Origin of the sequence: Lutimonas saemankumensis (assembly GCF_020171465.1) — a bacterium.
Lineage (GTDB): Bacteria > Bacteroidota > Bacteroidia > Flavobacteriales > Flavobacteriaceae > Lutimonas > Lutimonas saemankumensis.
The window spans coordinates 12,289-29,398 of sequence record NZ_JAIUZR010000003.1 but is presented as its reverse complement, the minus strand read 5'-3'; the positions used below and the strand labels follow the sequence as shown (position 1 = coordinate 29,398).

The 17,110-nt window shown below is 38.7% G+C and carries 19 protein-coding genes; 14 read left to right on the top strand and 5 right to left on the bottom strand.

Translation table 11 applies throughout. The features are described from left to right. The first annotated feature begins 18 nt into the window (after positions 1–18). The 5 genes from porV to LCM02_RS01480 all read left to right on the top strand — a co-directional run bounded on the left by porV (position 19) and on the right by LCM02_RS01480 (position 3,779). The gene (porV, locus tag LCM02_RS01500; RefSeq protein ID WP_224926547.1) at positions 19–1,164 is read left to right on the top strand and encodes a type IX secretion system outer membrane channel protein PorV; all 1,146 of its coding nucleotides are present in this window, start codon (positions 19–21) and stop codon (positions 1,162–1,164) included. 108 nt (positions 1,165–1,272) lie between these two features. Further along, on the top strand, positions 1,273–1,758 hold the full coding sequence (cdd, locus tag LCM02_RS01495; RefSeq protein WP_224926546.1) for a cytidine deaminase: 486 nt from the start codon (positions 1,273–1,275) through the stop codon (positions 1,756–1,758). Then, the gene (locus LCM02_RS01490) at positions 1,758–2,132 is read left to right on the top strand and encodes a group III truncated hemoglobin (RefSeq protein WP_224926545.1); all 375 of its coding nucleotides are present in this window, start codon (positions 1,758–1,760) and stop codon (positions 2,130–2,132) included. Before cdd ends, LCM02_RS01490 begins: the two co-directional genes overlap by 1 nt. An 85-nt stretch (positions 2,133–2,217) precedes the next feature. Next, entirely contained in the window at positions 2,218–3,279 is a 1,062-nt protein-coding gene (locus tag LCM02_RS01485) for a 3-oxoacyl-ACP synthase III family protein (RefSeq protein WP_224926544.1), read from the top strand. A gap of 89 nt (positions 3,280–3,368) precedes the next feature. Further along, entirely contained in the window at positions 3,369–3,779 is a 411-nt protein-coding gene (locus LCM02_RS01480; protein WP_224926543.1) for a hypothetical protein, read from the top strand. Position 3,780: 1 nt separating this feature from the next. On the opposite strand, the gene pepE is transcribed toward LCM02_RS01480, so the two are convergent. After that, positions 3,781–4,488: a dipeptidase PepE gene (pepE, locus tag LCM02_RS01475; protein ID WP_224926542.1), complete on the bottom strand. Its 708-nt coding sequence runs from the start codon at positions 4,486–4,488 to the stop codon at positions 3,781–3,783. A 96-nt stretch (positions 4,489–4,584) separates the two neighbouring features. Here pepE and LCM02_RS01470 point away from each other — a divergent pair, with 96 nt between their 5' ends. Beyond that, a complete protein-coding gene (locus LCM02_RS01470) occupies positions 4,585–5,367 on the top strand; it encodes a carboxypeptidase-like regulatory domain-containing protein (RefSeq protein ID WP_224926541.1) in 783 nt (260 codons plus the stop codon). A 39-nt stretch (positions 5,368–5,406) separates the two neighbouring features. Here LCM02_RS01470 and LCM02_RS01465 read toward each other — a convergent pair whose 3' ends face one another. Next, complete coding sequence (locus tag LCM02_RS01465; protein WP_224926540.1) at positions 5,407–6,015, bottom strand: DNA-3-methyladenine glycosylase family protein; 609 nt, start codon at positions 6,013–6,015, stop codon at positions 5,407–5,409. A 76-nt stretch (positions 6,016–6,091) separates the two neighbouring features. Between LCM02_RS01465 and LCM02_RS01460 the strand changes: the two genes are divergently transcribed. The 3 genes from LCM02_RS01460 (at position 6,092) to LCM02_RS01450 (ending at position 9,541) form a co-directional block, all read left to right on the top strand. Next, the gene (locus tag LCM02_RS01460) at positions 6,092–6,589 is read left to right on the top strand and encodes a DUF6702 family protein (RefSeq protein ID WP_224926539.1); all 498 of its coding nucleotides are present in this window, start codon (positions 6,092–6,094) and stop codon (positions 6,587–6,589) included. Positions 6,590–6,655: 66 nt separating this feature from the next. Next, positions 6,656–8,929, top strand: a complete 2,274-nt coding sequence (locus LCM02_RS01455; protein WP_224926538.1) for a M1 family metallopeptidase — start codon at positions 6,656–6,658, stop codon at positions 8,927–8,929. 18 nt (positions 8,930–8,947) lie between these two features. Then, positions 8,948–9,541 carry a YceI family protein gene (locus LCM02_RS01450; RefSeq protein WP_224926537.1) on the top strand — a complete coding sequence of 198 codons (594 nt, stop codon included), beginning with the start codon at positions 8,948–8,950 and terminating at the stop codon, positions 9,539–9,541. 44 nt (positions 9,542–9,585) lie between these two features. Here LCM02_RS01450 and LCM02_RS01445 read toward each other — a convergent pair whose 3' ends face one another. After that, the gene (locus LCM02_RS01445) at positions 9,586–10,041 is read right to left on the bottom strand and encodes an Lrp/AsnC family transcriptional regulator (protein WP_224926536.1); all 456 of its coding nucleotides are present in this window, start codon (positions 10,039–10,041) and stop codon (positions 9,586–9,588) included. Between the two features lie 171 nt (positions 10,042–10,212). Here LCM02_RS01445 and LCM02_RS01440 point away from each other — a divergent pair, with 171 nt between their 5' ends. Further along, on the top strand, positions 10,213–11,433 hold the full coding sequence (locus LCM02_RS01440) for an aminotransferase class I/II-fold pyridoxal phosphate-dependent enzyme (RefSeq protein WP_224926535.1): 1,221 nt from the start codon (positions 10,213–10,215) through the stop codon (positions 11,431–11,433). A gap of 7 nt (positions 11,434–11,440) precedes the next feature. Here LCM02_RS01440 and LCM02_RS01435 read toward each other — a convergent pair whose 3' ends face one another. Beyond that, positions 11,441–12,394, bottom strand: coding sequence for a phosphoribosylaminoimidazolesuccinocarboxamide synthase (locus LCM02_RS01435; protein WP_224926534.1), 954 nt, complete (start codon positions 12,392–12,394; stop codon positions 11,441–11,443). 18 nt (positions 12,395–12,412) lie between these two features. Then, positions 12,413–13,357, bottom strand: coding sequence for a PhoH family protein (locus LCM02_RS01430; protein ID WP_224926533.1), 945 nt, complete (start codon positions 13,355–13,357; stop codon positions 12,413–12,415). 152 nt (positions 13,358–13,509) lie between these two features. Between LCM02_RS01430 and LCM02_RS01425 the strand changes: the two genes are divergently transcribed. The 4 genes from LCM02_RS01425 to gldG are packed head-to-tail and all read left to right on the top strand — an operon-like array spanning position 13,510 to position 17,059. After that, a complete protein-coding gene (locus tag LCM02_RS01425) occupies positions 13,510–14,340 on the top strand; it encodes an SAM hydrolase/SAM-dependent halogenase family protein (protein ID WP_224926532.1) in 831 nt (276 codons plus the stop codon). 9 nt (positions 14,341–14,349) lie between these two features. Next, entirely contained in the window at positions 14,350–14,655 is a 306-nt protein-coding gene (locus LCM02_RS01420; protein WP_224926531.1) for a putative quinol monooxygenase, read from the top strand. Positions 14,656–14,674: 19 nt separating this feature from the next. After that, the gene (gldF, locus tag LCM02_RS01415; protein ID WP_224926530.1) at positions 14,675–15,397 is read left to right on the top strand and encodes a gliding motility-associated ABC transporter permease subunit GldF; all 723 of its coding nucleotides are present in this window, start codon (positions 14,675–14,677) and stop codon (positions 15,395–15,397) included. Between the two features lie 36 nt (positions 15,398–15,433). Beyond that, on the top strand, positions 15,434–17,059 hold the full coding sequence (gene gldG / locus LCM02_RS01410; protein WP_224926529.1) for a gliding motility-associated ABC transporter substrate-binding protein GldG: 1,626 nt from the start codon (positions 15,434–15,436) through the stop codon (positions 17,057–17,059). Positions 17,060–17,110 lie beyond the last annotated feature (51 nt).

The following is a 17,110-nucleotide window of genomic DNA, read 5'->3' as shown; positions in this document are numbered from 1 at the left end:
AAAAATCTCAATCATTAGATGAAAAAACTAAGTCTAATTGCCATCGCTACTTTTCTAGGACTTTTCAGTTCCTATGCTCAAGACGAAGTAAATCCAATTACAACTGCCGCTCCATTTTTGTTGATAGCTCCTGATGCTCGAGCAGGCGGGCTGGCTGATATGGGAGGTGCTACCTCTTCAGATGCCAGTTCATTACATTACAACGCAGCCAAATATGCTTTTTCAGAATCACAGTGGCAGATTGGTCTAAACTATACACCCTGGCTACGGAATTTAACAAATGATGTCAGTCTGACCAGCTTGTTCGTATCGAACAAAATAAATGAGCGCAGCGCCTGGGCAACGAGTCTCACCTATTTTTCTCTGGGTTCCATAGAATTAACAGATGGGTCGGGAATTTCCCTGGGGTCCGAAAACCCGAACGAATTTGCCATTGACGGCGCGTATTCCCTAAAATTAAGTGAAGTAATATCTATGGCCGTTGGTTTGCGTTTTATCCATTCTGATCTTGCCGTCAGGGTTGATAATTCCGAAATTCAAACCGTGAATACATTTGCGGTTGACGTTTCCATGTTCTATCAAAGTGAGGAAAAAAATTACAACAGTTTTAATGGAAGATGGAGAGCCGGTGTGAATATTTCAAATATTGGGCCAAAAGTAGAGCTCGTGCTGGGAGGTGATGAGAGTTTTATTCCGACCAATTTAAAAATGGCTGGTGGATTTGATTTTATTCTGGACAACTCCAATACCATTACAGCCAATCTGGAATTGAACAAGTTATTGGTACCTACACCTCCGATCCGTGATAATGCCACCGGAGAAATCATTGCTGGGAAAGATGATAATGTGAATTTTCTTACAGGTATGGTTCAATCCTGGTATGACGCCCCCAGAGGGTTTGAAGAGGAAATGGAAGAATTTATCTGGGCCATAAGTGGGGAATATCTCTATAATGAGGTATTTTCAGTCAGAGCAGGATATTTTCATGAATCGGCCAATAAAGGAAATCGCCAGTTCTTTACCGTCGGAACCGGATTCAAATTTAGGAGCACTACATTGGACGTTTCCTACTTGATAAACGCGTCAGATGTGAACAATCCTTTGGAAAGTACACTAAGATTTTCTTTAACAATTAATCTTGGTGATTCTTACGCTTATTTTTAAACCGCTGTTTTACGCAACTGGAGCATTTGAACAGCCTTTTCAGATGACTTGAATTTTAGGCTTTAATGACCTATATTTATTGAAACTAAATTGGTTATATAGTAATCCATGCGCGATCATAAAATTACAACGGATTTCACGATCTACGAAAATGTTGATGAATTGTCATCCTCTCAAAAAAAACTTCTGCTTAAGGCAATTGAAATTAGAGATCAGGCCTATGCCCCGTATTCTCAATTTAGTGTAGGAGCAGCTGTGTTGATGGAAAATGGTGAAATCTTTACTGGAAATAATCAGGAAAATGCGGCATACCCATCAGGAATTTGTGCAGAAAGAGTTGCTATTTGGACCGCAATGGCATCGCTTCCCCAAGGACGCATAAAAACAATTTTTATTTCGGCCCGGTCGGATAAAACAATTGTAGACAGGCCGGTGGCACCATGTGGCGCCTGCAGGCAGGCAATTGCGGAGTATGAAACCAGGCAGGAAGAAGATATCGAAATTTTTTTTACGGGTGAAAAAGGTAAAATTGTCAAATCAAACTCCATTAAAGACCTGTTGCCCTGGATGTTTGATAATTCCATGCTATCCTGATGAAAGATATTGAATCGAGAGAGGACCTCCTTGCTGTAGTTACCGATTTTTATGACTTTCTCTTCCAAAGCGATGTTCTTCATCACTTTTTTTTGAAGTTCAAAGATTCGGATGTTTTGGATGAACATTTGCAGACCCTCGTAGATTTTTGGGATAATACGCTTTTCTATTCCGGTACCTATACCAAAAATGCAATGAAACCTCACCTTTTACTGAGTAAAAGAAACCCAATAAGGCCAGAACATTTTGAGGAATGGATCACTCTTTTTCATAGAGCCGTTGATGGCAGATTTCAGGGAGTCAATGCTGAAACCATAAAAAACAGAGCCTTATCAATTGCAACAGTTATGAATCTGAAGATTACCCAGGAATAGTTTTTATAGGTTTTACTTAATATATTATGCATGCATAATATGTTTTCATACCTTTGGAGCAAATAGCCTATTAAACCACATCATTATGGGTACCATTATAACAGGTACCGGAAGTTATATTCCGGAATTGATAAAATCCAATGCGCAATTTCTGTCCAATGAGTTTTATGCTGGTAACAACGATCCTTTAACAGACAACAATGAAGTTATCATCAGAAAATTCAAGGATATAACCGGAATTGAGGAAAGAAGGTATTTATCCCAGGACCTCAGTAGCAGTGACGCAGCGGCGATTGCAGGGAGAAAGGCGATAGATGCTGCCAAAATTGACCCGGAATCCATAGATCAGATCATTGTTGCTCATAATTTTGGAAACCTTGCTCACGGTTCCAATCAGTCAGATATGCTGCCCAGTGTTGCATCCAAGGTAAAGAACCTATTGGGTATTGACAATCCTGATTGCATCGCTTACGATATCATTTTTGGTTGCCCTGGCTGGGTCCAGGGTATGATTCAGGCAGATGTTTTTATTAAAGCCGGAGTTGCCAAAAGGTGTTTGGTGATCGGTTCTGAAACTCTTTCACGCATAATAGATCCTCACGACAGGGATTCCATGATCTATTCAGATGGTGCAGGAGCCTGTATAATTGAGAAGAGCGATGATACAGATATAGGGATTTTAAGTCATGCAAGCCAGACCTTTACTTCAGTTGAATCCAATTATATCTATTTTGGTGAATCCAATAAGCTTGACAGCAACGGAACAGCTAAATTTCTTAAGATGCACGGCCGAAAAATCTATGAATTTGCCTTGAACAAAGTGCCGGACGCCATGAAAACTGCTCTCGATCGATCTGGGATACCCATAGAAAAAGTGAAGAAAATTCTTATCCATCAGGCCAATGAAAAAATGGATGAAGCTATAATTAAAAGGTTTTACAGACTTTTTAAGACAAGTGTCCCGGAAGGAATCATGCCTATGAGTATCAACAAACTAGGAAATAGTTCTGTTGCTACGGTCCCGACCTTGCTGGATCTGATTCTCAATCAGAACCTGCAAAATCACAAAATTGAAGAAGGTGATGCCATCATTCTTGCCTCCGTTGGAGCGGGGATGAACATCAATGCCATAGTTTATCAGTTCTAAAACAGGACTTCTTTAAAATAGGCCCTTGATGTTGTATAGTTGAGGTGCAATTCGTAAAATTGCATATTATTCAACTATACACTCGTACTATGCAGCTAAGTGAGAATGCAAAAAAATATTTACTGGAAGCTTCTAAATGGGCCAATTTTATAGCCATATTCGGTTTTATCATTATTGGTTTACTGGTTATCATGTCTTTCTCTATAAGCAGTATAATGGCCGGCTTACCAGAAGGATCTCTTGGTGGTCTTTCCCCCAGATTCTTTTCCTTTTTCTATCTGATTGCGGCGGGTATTTATTTCATTCCCGTGTTTTTTCTTTTTCAATTCGGACAAAAAACAAGGCAGGCAATCTTGGAGGATGATCATAACCTGTTGGCCTTCGGATTAAAAAAATTAAAATCGCATTATAAATTTATTGGCATTTTATTCATAGTGTTTACTGTGTTCTATTTGTTCCTGATTCTTTTTGGGGCATTCGGAGCTTTGTTTCTGGGCTGACTCAGAGCAACTGATTAAAAATGTAACCCGGTTGAACTTCAAATGCTTCCTTATTTTTTATAAACACCCTGGCAGAAAGAGTTCCTTTGAGTTTTATTTGCGCTCCTTTGACCGAAATCCAGCTTCCTTCGCGTAATCCAATGACAGTTGACTCATTAAAGCAGTGAAATTCTTTGATTCTCGTCTCTCGGGTTTCTCCCTTATGGGTAGAATCAGGATCAGGGTCAAGATAATGCGGATTGATATTGAATGGTATTGCTCCTAATGCATCTAAAGATTCGGGATGAACGATAGGCATATCATTTGTGGTATTAACGGTTGGTCCAATTATATTGCTTCCCGCACTGGTTCCCAGGTATGGAACTCCTTTGTTTATAGCTCTTTCCAGCGGTTCGATAAGTTTTTTTTGCTGCAGCTGATCAAGCAGTACAAAAGTATTTCCTCCCCCCGTAAAAATCCCTTCAGCACTTTCCACAGCTTCGACCTGATCTTTGAACTCATGAAGCCCCTTCACTTCTATCGGCAATGATTTCAATCCTTTTCTTACTTGATCTGTATAGGCATCATGGCTTATACCTCCCGGACGAGCAAAGGGAATAAACAGCAAGGTTTTAATTTGTTTAAAGTGATCCTTTAATTCGGGTAACAAATATTCCAGAAAAGAGCTTCCATGAATTGTAGAAGTACTTGCAACGATAAGGTTTTTCATGTAGGTTTTTGCACAAACTTAAGGAATAATGCGCTTTAACAAAAGATTATCATAATTAGAGTTTTCTTTTCAATGGCAGATTCGTTACTTTGAATCATGAATCGGGCAACTCTTTTGTTCTTTTTTCTTTTTTGGTCATTGGCCCACGGTCAGGAGAACCGGCAAATCATTTCAGGTAAAGTGTTGAATGACACGATCCCTCTGGAAAACGTTCATATAATTAACAAAAATTCCAGGAAAGGGACAATTTCAAACAGACTTGGGCATTTTAAAATTTCAGTAGCCGTAAATGATACGCTCATAATTTCAGACATTCAATTTGAAAAACGAATTATTCTGGTAAATCAGGGCCATATTCTCGAAAAGTTTATTTTAATAAACCTTTATGAGCTAACGAATGAACTGGATGAGGTTATTGTACGACAATATGAAGACATGTCCGAAGAATTAGGGCTTCCAAATGCCGGTAAAAAACCTTTAAATAAGCTCGAGCGAAACCTAAATCACTACAGTCAGAAAAGCACCGCTGTAGTCATCTTACAGGCTCTTCTCTTCAAGCCCGGAGGGATAGATGATGTATACAACATTGTTTCAGGTAACAGAAAGAGGGACAGAAAATTAAAAGCCCTGATCGAGCAGGATGAACAGAACGCAAGAAACATAAGCTTTTCGAAAAAACTTAGGGAACAATTTCAGGATGACTTTTTCATTAACTCAGTAAAAATCGAGAAAGAGCACATCATCCCCTATATAAATTTTTGCATCCCCATGGGAATCATCAACCTTTATGACAAGGGAAGAATGATTGAGGTGATCGATATTTTACTCAAAAATAAAGATCCCTATTACGAATCCCTGAATACCATAGATGAATATTAAATGAAACCTTGAAAAGACGCATCTTTCAAAAACAGAAACTCAGGTACCGAGATATTTCCAAAGGTACTTTGAAGCAAGACTTCTGTAGGGCTGCCAAACGGAAGCAATTTCAATCATTTTTACCTTTAATTCTTTCTTTTCAAGTTCCAGACCGTAAATCTTTTTCATTGCATTTTGGATCCCAAGATCGTCAACGGGAAAGATATTGGGACGATCCATAGGAAACATCAATATCATCTGAACGGTCCACCTTCCGACACCTTTGATCTGACTCAGGTATTCAATTATTTCTTCATCTCCCTTTTGCTGAAGAAACTCAAAACTCATGTCATTATTCAAACTAAACTCGGCTACATTCTTCACGTAACTCGCCTTGCTGTTGGACAATCCAACACCTCTCAGCACTTGGTGTTCAATGCTCAACAAACTTTCAGGATCCGGATATCCGTCTGCAAAAAGTCCTGTAAAACGACCCCAGATAACCTTAACCACCTTTGTTGATAACTGCTGGGATACGATCGAGGCAACAAGTGAGTGATAAATATCTACATTGGGCTCGGGAAGTATCTGAATATCGAGGTTTTTGATAGTCTCAAAAAGAAGCTTATCGCGTTTGTAATGCTCTATTATTTTTTCAGGTGAGATCAATTCTGTTCAATGGATCTAATGATTGTTATTAAATGTCTGCTTACCTTTGCAAAACTAAATTAATAATTTTAACACTATGCGTAAGTACTTTTTTCTGTTAATTTTTCTAACTATACCTCTGATCTCTTTTACTTTACACAAACATTACGTCAGTCTGACACAGATAGAATTCGTGGAAGAAAAGAAGGCTGTTCAAATTACCATGAGGTGTTTTTTAGATGATATCGAAGAAGCCTTGGAAAGCAGAACTGGAGAAAAGCTTGAACTGACCTCAGAAAATGAGCATGAAAAGGCAGGATTCTATCTGGAATCCTATATTAGAAACAAATTTAGTATTTGGATAGACGGCGAGGAAATGAGCTACAGTTATCTGGGAAAGGAATATGAAAATAATGAAGTGTTCTTCTATCTGGAACTTGAAAACATTGAGAAGATCAATTCAATTTCTGTTCAAAACAGTGTTCTGCTTGAGGCTTTTGAAGAGCAGCAAAACATAGTAAAACTAAAAATAAACGGGATTGATAAAACGATTATCCTGGTGAAGGCAAATGATAAAGAAATGTTAAAATTTTAGCGTTTTTTCCTAATTTATGAAATTTCATTAATTTCGGTCGAAATTTTCAAAAAACACTTATTTCCAATGAAAAAATTTACAGTTTTTGCAGCTGCAATTCTTATATCCTTATCTGGATATGCCCAGCAGAAAGAAGGCGAACAGAACGACAAGCAGGAGGGGCATTATAATATCAGTAAATTCAGGCAATTGAAACAGGAACTTCCTACGCCCAATACATACAGAACTGCTTCAGGAGCTCCAGGTCATGAATATTATCAGCAAAAAGCTGACTATAAAATGGATATCATCCTGGACGATGAAAACCAAAGAATTTATGGCGAAGAAGTAATAACCTATTTCAATAATTCACCTGATGAGCTGGAGTATTTATGGGTCCAGCTGGATCAGAATATCAGGGCACCTGATGCAAAGACTAATGACGTAAAAGGAGCTGGTCCTTCTACTTTTTACAGGCCCAAAAAATTTACGGAAGAATTCCTTGGAGAACCTTTCCCCGGAGGCTTTCACATAGATTATGTAAAAAGCACCAGTGATAATGATTTACCCTATACCATTAATGGTACAATGATGAGAATAGATCTTCCGAATATTTTAAAATCGGGGGAAAACGTGAGCTTCAAGATCAAGTGGTGGTATAATATTCCAAATCATGTGATCGATGGAGGCAGGTCAGGGTTTGAACACTTTGAAGATGGAAACAACAACTATGTTATTGCCCAGTTCTTTCCCAGAATGGCCGTTTATAATGATGTTGAAGGATGGCAGAACATGCAGTTTCTGGGGCGAGGAGAATTTGCCCTGGTCTTTGGAGATTATGAGGTAAATATTACCACTCCAGAAGATCATATCCTGGACGGCACCGGGGTGATTACCAATCGTAAGGAGATGCTGACCGGAAAACAATGGAGACGTTATGAAAAAGCGCTAAAATCTTATGACAAACCTGTTATCATTGTAACTCAGGAAGAAGCAGAAGAAAATGAGAAGACAGTTGCCAAAGGCACAAAGACCTGGAAACTTAAGGCAGAAAATGTGAGAGACTTTGCTTTTGCTTCCTCAAGAAAATATATACTTGACGGCCAGGCTGTAAAACTGGGAGACAGAACCGTAATGGCTATTTCGCTTTATTCCAAAGAGGGAAATCCTCTATGGGAAGAATACTCTACCAGAGTCGTTGCCAGTACGGTAAAATCCTACTCCGCTCAAATGTTTGACTATCCCTACCACAAGGCAATTTCTGTTCACGCACAGCGACAAGGAATGGAATATCCGATGATCTGTTTCAATTTTGGAAGGCCAAAACCTGACGGATCATATACGGAGAGAACAAGAAATGGAATGATTGGTGTAATCATCCATGAAGTAGGTCACAACTGGTTCCCAATGATCGTGAACTCTGATGAACGCCAGTGGGGATGGATGGACGAAGGTTTGAATACTTTCGCTCAACTTTTGGCAGAACAGGATTTTGAACCTGGATTTCCCTCCAGAGGATATCCAAAAAACGTGGTAACCTATATGAGCGGGGATCAGAGCAGGCTTGCACCAATTATGACGCAACACGACAATGTTTTCAACAGTGGTTCAAATGCTTACTCAAAACCTGCCGCCGGATTGTTTATTTTGAGAGAAGTTGTCATGGGTCATGACCTGTTTGACAAAGCGTTTAAAACTTATGCGGAAAGATGGAGGTTTAAGCACCCCACTCCTGCAGATTTCTTCAGGACCATGGAAGACGCCTCAGGTGTGGACCTTGACTGGTTCTGGAGAGGATGGTTTTATACAACGCATTACAATGATATTGGCATCAAGGATATAAAAATGTATCAGGCTTCCAGCGAACCTACTGAAAAAGCGAAAAGAATGGGTAAACGTTATGGAATGAGTGATGAGGACCTGAGAAACAACTACTTGTATCTGGTTGAAATAGATTCTGATAAATCAAATGGAGATTCTGCCACGGAATCCATGCGAAATAATCCTGCCCTTAGTGAATACCTGGCAGACAACTTCAGCAAGGAAGAAAGGGAAAAACTGAGAGATACAAAATATTTCTATGAAATCATTTTTGAAAAGCCAGGTGGCCTGGTAATGCCTATTCTCGCGGAGATAACCTATGAAGATGGAACCGTAGAAAACAAATATTACCCGGCAGAGATCTGGAGGTTTAATGATAAGGAGGTCAAAAAGGTTTTAGGAACAGAGAAAAGAATTACTGGCATCAAAATTGATCCTAATGGATTAACGGCAGATGTTAATGCTGAGAATAACAGCTGGCCGAGGGAAGAAAGCGATTCAAAATTTGAATCATTTAAGAAAAAGACTTTATCGAACTAAATTAAAAGACAAAAAACTATGAAAAATTTTATAAAAAAAAGTGTTTATGCCACGTTCCTATTGTTTACGATGGTGGTTGTGGCACAGGAGCAATACGAGGCTGCTACTGCTTCCTCCAAGGTAAACTGGAAAGGGTCTAAACCAACCGGGGAACATTATGGTAAGGTAGCATTAAAAGATGGGCATTTCAAGGTTGCCAATGGAATGATCGTTGGTGGTGAGTTCAACATAGATATGAATTCAATCGTGGTTGAAGATTTGCCTCAGGATGATAAGTACAATGCCAAACTGGTAAATCATTTAAAAAGTGATGACTTCTTTGGTGCCGCAACCTATCCATTAGCTCATTTTAATGTGACCTCTACTGAAAAAAAAGGCGATCAGACCTTGATCAAGGGAGATCTAAAGATCAAAGAAAAGACCCATTCCATTTCTTTTTTGGCAGATGTATCAGTTTCGGATAAGAATTTATACCTGAAAACAGAAACCTTTACCATTGACCGGTCAAAATGGGATATCAAATATAAATCTCAGTCTTTTTTCAGCGACCTGGGAGATAAGTTCATTTCAGATGACATTGAACTCTCAGTTGTGGTTGAAGCTAATAAATGAGAAACTTGAAAGGAGATAAAAAAAGAGCCTTAATGGCTCTTTTTTTATTGAAACTCGACAGCTTGTGTATTTTTAACCTCATTGATTATAAAGGTGCTATGTGCACTTCCAATGTGGTCGAGGTATGTTAACTTGTCGTTCAAAAACTGATGATAAGCGGCCATATCTTTGACGGCAATCTTCAATAGATAGTCATAGTCACCACTTACATTATAACATTCCAATACTTCTTTGAATTTAATCACTTCCCGTTCAAACTTTACGAGATACTCATGACGATGCTCCTTTAATTTTATCTGACAAAATACCACAAAACCAAGCCCGGTAAGCTCCTTGTTCACCCTTATCGAATAGGCTTCGATAATTCCTTTGCGTTCCATCTTCCTGATTCGTTCATACACTGCCGTACCTGACAGTCCCAAATGCATCGACAATTCCTTAATTGTGATCTTACTGTCTTGTTGAAGAAATTTTAAAATCCTTTTATCCTGCTGATCCATTCCTTTTATGGAAATATTTTCCGTTTATACCACAAATATATAAAAAGATGTTATTTAATATCTATGATAATTAATATTATTAGTTTTATTTTCTATTATTTTACAATACTATTGATTTTTATTCTATTATAATTTATTTTTGTATGAATTATCAATATAAACACAAAAGTCATGAAATTCAATCCTGCCGATAATATTCAAGATTTACAGTACTTTGGTGAATTTGGAGGTGTGAATCCTTCCATTTCTGATTCCTCAACCTATACATTTCTGGCTGCAAAATCCATGATAGATACCTTTGAGGGAAATCTCGAAGGATGCTACCTCTACTCCCGGCATACAAGCCCCTCCAATTTGTATTTGGGGCAGGCGCTCGCTGCCATGGAAGGTACCGAATCTGCCAATGTATCTGCCTCCGGAATGGGTTCCATCTCTTCTGTGATCCTTCAGTTATGCTCCCAAGGTGATCATATTATATCTTCAAGAACCATTTACGGAGGAACCTATGCCTTTTTGAAAAACTTTACACCCAAATTTGGTATCTCTACTTCCTTTGTTGATATCACCGATTTGGCAAAAGTTGAAGCATCGATCAATGAAAAAACAAAGATTCTTTATTGTGAAAGTGTGAGCAACCCTTTATTGGAGGTAGCTGATATCGAGGAACTCGGCAAACTGGCCAAAAAATACAAGCTGTCATTGGTAGTTGACAACACCTTTTCTCCGCTTCAGATTTCTCCGGCTTTGTTAGGAGCAGACATTGTGATACACAGCTTGACAAAATTCATTAACGGAACTAGTGATACCGTAGGCGGTGTGATTTGTGCATCCAACGAGTTTATTGACAGCCTTCGAAATGTAAACGATGGTGCAAGTATGCTGCTCGGCCCCGTCATGGACAGCCTGCGTTCTGCCAGTGTACTTAAGAATCTCAGGACGCTGCATATTCGAATGAAGAAACATAGCGAGAATGCATTATATCTGGCAAAAAGATTCGAAGAGGACGGATTTAAGGTGATGTACCCTGGATTAAAAAGTCATCCTCAGCACGATTTGTATAATTCTATATATAATCCCGAATACGGCTACGGAGGTCTCCTTACCCTTGATGCAGGTAGCCTTGAAAAAGCCGATGACTTGATGGAACTTATGCAGGAAAGAAATCTTGGGTACCTGGCCGTCAGCCTCGGATTCTACAAAACCCTTTTTAATGCTCCTGGAACCGCCACCTCTTCCGAAATTCCGGAAGATGAACAAAAACAGATGGGTCTCACTGATGGGTTGATCCGGTTTTCCATAGGCCTGGACAACCACATAGAGAGAACCTACACGCTCATGAAGGAATGCATGGATCAAATCAACATTCAAAAAGTTACGCCTGTCAGAATGTAATTACCGGTTACTGAAGCCCAGACAGAAAAGAGGTCACATTTTCTTCAATTCTTTCAAGAATATGATCAGTGTCCGCTTTTTCAAAGGAATCACCGGTAATGTTTTCATATAATTCGATATATCTGTCAGAAATTTCATTGATCTTTTCATCTGACATTTCAGGAATAGCCTGGCCTTCCTTCCCTTGAAACCCATTGCTTATGAGCCACTGACGGACAAATTCTTTGGAAAGCTGTTTTTGGGCCTCTCCTCTGTCCTGACGGTCTTGATAACCATCAGCATAAAAATATCTGGAAGAATCAGGTGTATGAATTTCATCAATCAGGACAATTTCACCTTCCATGGTTTTTCCAAATTCATATTTTGTGTCTACGAGAATAAGATCTCTTTTTGCGGCCAACTCGGTTCCTCTCTGAAACAATTTTCTCGTATAATCTTCAAGGACTGTATAATCTTCTTCAGAAACAATTCCCTGGGCAATAATATCTTCTCTTGAAATATCTTCATCATGAAGCCCATCGTCCGCTTTGGTGGAAGGTGTTATAATGGGTTCAGGAAACTTGTCGTTCTCTTTCATACCATCAGGCATCGTTACTCCACATAAGGTTCTTTTTCCATCTCGGTATTCACGCCAGGCATGACCGGATAGATAACCTCTGATCACCATTTCTACCTTGAAGGGTTTGGCAAGATGTCCCACGGCCACATTAGGATCCGGAGTGTCAATCAACCAGTTTGGAACAAGGTCCTTTGTTGATTCAAGCATATTCGAGGCAATCTGGTTAAGAATCTGTCCTTTAAATGGGATCTGTCTTGGCATGATCACATCAAAAGCCGATAAACGGTCACTCGCGATCATAACCAGATACTTATCATTAATATTGTAAACTTCTCTCACTTTTCCCTTGTATACGTTTTTTTGACCGGGAAAATTAAAATTGGTATCGTTGATGGTATTCATGCTGTAATTTTCTTGTTTTTAATCTGTTTCAATATTTTTATAAGCATTAATGATCTGTTTAACCAGTTTGTGCCTGATAACATCTTTTTCATCAAGATGAACAAAACCTACTCCTTTGAGTCCTTTCAAGGCCAAAAGCGCCTCCTTCAGGCCTGAGATCTGTCTTCGCGGTAAATCGATCTGTCCGGGATCACCCGTGATAATAAATTTTGCATTCTTACCCATTCGTGTTAAGAACATTTTCATCTGATTATGCGTCGTATTTTGCGCTTCATCCAGAATGACAAATGCACTGTCCAGGGTGCGACCACGCATAAATGCAAGAGGTGCTATCTGGATCGTCCCTTTTTCAATAAAAGATTCGAGCTTTTCATAGGGAATCATGTCTCTTAGAGCATCGTAGAGCGGCTGCATATAAGGGTCCAGTTTTTCCTTCAGGTCGCCGGGAAGAAATCCAAGGTTCTCACCGGACTCAACGGCAGGCCTCGTCAATATGATCCTTCTTACTTCTCTTTCTTTAAGAGCTTTTACCGCCAAAGCAACTGCAGTATAGGTTTTTCCGGTTCCGGCAGGGCCAATGGCGAACATCATATCATTGGTTTTCATGATATCAACCATTTTTCTCTGGTTGACTGACTGCGCCTTGATCATTCGTCCCGAAACTCCATGAACAAGTACCCCGTCAGAATCCCTGGAATTCTTATGCTGCACTTCAGTACTCAGAATTCTTTCTATACTATTGTCATCAAGCCGGTTGTATCTGTGAAAATAATTAACAAGTGAATTGAACTTCTTTTCAAACTCATCGAGCATTACAGACTCACCATATATTCTTAGCTTATTTCCTCGTGCAACAATCTTCAGTTTTGGAAAGCTTTTTTTTATTAGCTCGATGTTGCTGTTGTGAGGTCCAAAAAATTCATTTGGAGACACCTGCTCCAGTTCAATTATTCTTTCGTTCAATACTAAAAAGTTTAGTTCAAAAATAAAGCCTTTTGAGCTTTAATAATATTTTAATTTGATTAGATTTGTACAACAAAAATAGCACATTTTAACAGCAAAAAACCATTTGTTAAAAATATTATATTCCATTTTCAGGAATCATTGAGAAAAATATGCCAATCATAACCTTAACAACCGATTTTGGTACAAAAGATCACTTTGTTGGTGCTGTCAAAGGATCTATCTATGGAGAGCTGGACGAGGTTCGGGTTGTTGATATTTCACACGATATTACACCGTTCAGCGTAACCGAAACTGCATATATCCTTAAAAATACGTATAAGAACTTTCCCCCGGGAACGATTCATATTGTTGGTGTTGATTCTGAAATAAGCATCGAAAACAGGCCGATAGCCATCAAGATGGATGAGCAGTACTTTATTTGTTGCGATAATGGGATCCTCTCGATGATCACCAATGAGATCAATCCGGATAAGATTGTCGAGATTACCCTGGCAAAACCGGAAGACATCAAATTGTCAATTCTTGGCATTTTCATTAAGGTAGCCTGTCATATAGCCCGAGGTGGTACGCTGGATGTCATTGGAAAGCAGATTTCAGAAATAAAAAAAATTCAGGAAATTCAACCTTTGGTCAATGCTGAGAAGAACCAGATCGTTGGAAGCATCATCTATATTGACAACTTTGGAAATGTCATAAGCAATATCTCCAAAAGTATTTTTCAGAACGTAGGAAAAGGAAGAGAATTTGAAATTATTGCGAGAAATTATAAATTCACACGAATTTATGAAAAATACAATGACATAGTTGACTATAATACCCCTGTTGAAAAGAGACAGGATGACGGAAAGAAACTGGCAATTTTTAATTGTGCGAATTATCTTGAAATTTCAATTTACCGCAGTAATTTAAAGACAGTAGGAGGAGCTTCCAATTTACTGGGGTTGGATTACAGAGATAATATCACGGTTCGTTTCTTTTAATTTAGGACTATGCTGATCAGAATTGTTAAAATGACTTTTTTACCAGACAAAACAGATGCTTTTCTGACTCGTTTCCATAAAATCAAACACAAGATCATTGATTTTGAGGGATGTGAATACCTTGAAATATACCAGGACAAAAACAATGAATGTATTTTTTTTACTTACAGTCACTGGCAATCAGAAAAAGATCTGAATGCTTATCGAAATTCCGACTTTTTCAAAGAAGTATGGGCAAAAACCAAAACCATGTTCTGTCGCAAACCAGAAGCCTGGAGTGTAGATAAAATCGTAAGTTTGAAAAAACCTGAATGATCATTAATTGAGATAAGATATGTTCGCAATATTGAAAAAAGAACTTCAAATGTTTTTTGCCACCCCGATCGGTTATTTGGTCATTGCCATTTTTTTACTGATCAACGGATTGTTTTTATGGGTGTTTAAAGGAGATTTCAATATTTTGAATGCAGGTTTTGCCGATTTGAACAGCTTCTTCTTTATCGCTCCCTGGTTCTTTATTTTTATGATCCCAGCTATAACGATGCGTACATTTTCGGATGAGATCAGGTTAGGAACGATTGAAATTATAAAGACGAAACCTATCAGTAGCTGGGATATTGTGATCGGAAAATATCTGGGATCCCTGATTTTGATTTTAATCGCACTGGTTCCTACACTTATTTATGTTTACACCATTTTCAAGTTGGGTGCGACTCCCGAAAATATCGACTTTGGAAGTATTATAGGCTCCTATTTTGGCCTCCTGTTCCTCGCCAGTTCAATCACAGCAATTGGGATGTGGACCTCTACCCTTTCCAATAATCAGATCGTTGCCTTTATTTTAGGTGTTGCTTTTTCATTTTTTATCTTTTATGGATTCGAAGCCCTGGATGGAATTTTTTCTATTGAAAAATTTGATCTCAAAAGTCTTGGGCTTTATGCGAGATTTGTCAATATAGGCAGAGGAGTCATCGATACGAAAGATCTAATCTATTTTTTAAGTGTAACCTTTTTGTTCCTCTTTTTTACAAAGACGAATTTTGATTTGAAACAATAAGAAAAGAAAATGATGGTGACCGAGAAAAAAACATATTTGAACATATTCATTGTTTTCATCGTACTTGTAGGCCTGAATATTGCAGGAAGTTTTTACTACAAAAGATATGATCTTACCCATGATAAACGCTATACTTTATCAGACGAAACAAAAAGATTAATCAGTGAGATCGAAAAACCTCTGTCAATTAAGGTGTATCTACAGGGAAGCTTTCCTGCGGAATTCAAAAGGCTGCAGCTGGAAACCAATCAGTTGCTTCAGGAATTCAATGAAATCAATGAATTAATACAGTTTAGGTTTATTGATCCGATGAGTTCCTCCAAGGAATTGGTCAAAAAAGGGCTTCAGCCAAGCAGGTTAACGGTACAGGAAGATGGAAAAGTTTCTGAAGAGGTCATTTTTCCATGGGCAGTCGTTAATTATGGTAATCAAGAGGAAAACGTACCTCTGCTGGTCAGTGCCCTGGCTCCCAGTCAGGAACAGCAATTGCAAAATTCGATCGAAAATCTGGAATATGAATTTTCCAACGCCATACATAAAATAAGTCAGGGAAAGTCAAAAACCATAGCTGTATTAAAAGGAAATGGCCAACCGGAAGATATTTATCTTTACAGTTTTCTAAAAAAGCTGGGAGAATATTACAAGCTGGCTGAATTCACAATGGACTCAGTTTCGGAAAATCCTGTAAGAACTTTCCAGCAGCTGTCCGCCTATGACCTTTCTGTCATCGTAAAGCCATCAAAAAGATTTGAGGAAAATGAAAAACTGGTTCTAGATCAATATATCGCACACGGGGGAAGAACACTTTGGTTACTTGACAACGTTTATGCGGAAATGGACAGTTTAATGACCTCCGGTACCTCACTTGCCTTTAACAGGGATCTGAATCTGACCGATTTACTATTTAGCTACGGAGTCAGGATAAATTATAATGTCACCAAGGACCTGTACAGCAGCAGTATCAGACTTGCTGCCGGCAACACGGGTAACCAGGTTCAATATCAAAATTTTCCATGGCTTTACTTTCCGCTGGTATTTGCGGATAATACGAATCCAATTACCAAAAACCTGGATCCGGTTTTATTGAAGTTCCCGAGCAGTATTGATACACTCAATAATGGAATAAAGAAAACCCTGCTCTTACAATCTTCTCCTGTGGCAAAGATTACGGGTACACCTGTGAACATTAGCCTTAATGAAGTTGCCATCCCGGTGGATAAAGAAAAATTCAAAGATGCCCAGACGAATTTTGCCGTGCTTTTAGAAGGGTCATTTAACTCGGCTTATTCAAATCGCGTGCTACCCTTTGAACTTGAAAACTACAGGCCCAAAAGTTTAGCAAACCAGATGATTATTGTTAGCGACGGAGACATTGCAGTGAATGAAGTCATGAGCAACAATCCTTTACCACTGGGTCAGGATAAATGGACCGGTCAAAATTTTGGTAACGAGGACTTTTTACTTAACAGTGTTCATTATTTGCTGGATGATTCAGGTTTACTGCAACTCAGGGGAAAATCACTGCAGATCCAGTTCCTGGATAAGGAAAAAGCTTATGGAGAAAGAAATTACTGGCAGCTCTTGAACATAGCATTTCCCTTGGTCATTCTTTTTCTTTTTGGCATTTTGTTTAACTGGAACAGAAGAAGAAAATACAGTTAAAATTGCAGTTGCAATACATTGACCCGTCATCAGTTTGAATTCCTCTTAAAT

Coding starts and splice junctions, on each gene's coding strand:
- porV (WP_224926547.1), top strand. CDS start 19: ATGAAAAAACTAAGTCTAATTGCCATCGCTACTTTTCTAGGACTTTTC.
- cdd (WP_224926546.1), top strand. CDS start 1,273: ATGCGCGATCATAAAATTACAACGGATTTCACGATCTACGAAAATGTT.
- LCM02_RS01490 (WP_224926545.1), top strand. CDS start 1,758: ATGAAAGATATTGAATCGAGAGAGGACCTCCTTGCTGTAGTTACCGAT.
- LCM02_RS01485 (WP_224926544.1), top strand. CDS start 2,218: ATGGGTACCATTATAACAGGTACCGGAAGTTATATTCCGGAATTGATA.
- LCM02_RS01480 (WP_224926543.1), top strand. CDS start 3,369: ATGCAGCTAAGTGAGAATGCAAAAAAATATTTACTGGAAGCTTCTAAA.
- pepE (WP_224926542.1), bottom strand. CDS start 4,488: ATGAAAAACCTTATCGTTGCAAGTACTTCTACAATTCATGGAAGCTCT.
- LCM02_RS01470 (WP_224926541.1), top strand. CDS start 4,585: ATGAATCGGGCAACTCTTTTGTTCTTTTTTCTTTTTTGGTCATTGGCC.
- LCM02_RS01460 (WP_224926539.1), top strand. CDS start 6,092: ATGCGTAAGTACTTTTTTCTGTTAATTTTTCTAACTATACCTCTGATC.
- LCM02_RS01455 (WP_224926538.1), top strand. CDS start 6,656: ATGAAAAAATTTACAGTTTTTGCAGCTGCAATTCTTATATCCTTATCT.
- LCM02_RS01450 (WP_224926537.1), top strand. CDS start 8,948: ATGAAAAATTTTATAAAAAAAAGTGTTTATGCCACGTTCCTATTGTTT.
- LCM02_RS01445 (WP_224926536.1), bottom strand. CDS start 10,041: ATGGATCAGCAGGATAAAAGGATTTTAAAATTTCTTCAACAAGACAGT.
- LCM02_RS01440 (WP_224926535.1), top strand. CDS start 10,213: ATGAAATTCAATCCTGCCGATAATATTCAAGATTTACAGTACTTTGGT.
- LCM02_RS01435 (WP_224926534.1), bottom strand. CDS start 12,394: ATGAATACCATCAACGATACCAATTTTAATTTTCCCGGTCAAAAAAAC.
- LCM02_RS01425 (WP_224926532.1), top strand. CDS start 13,510: ATGCCAATCATAACCTTAACAACCGATTTTGGTACAAAAGATCACTTT.
- LCM02_RS01420 (WP_224926531.1), top strand. CDS start 14,350: ATGCTGATCAGAATTGTTAAAATGACTTTTTTACCAGACAAAACAGAT.
- gldF (WP_224926530.1), top strand. CDS start 14,675: ATGTTCGCAATATTGAAAAAAGAACTTCAAATGTTTTTTGCCACCCCG.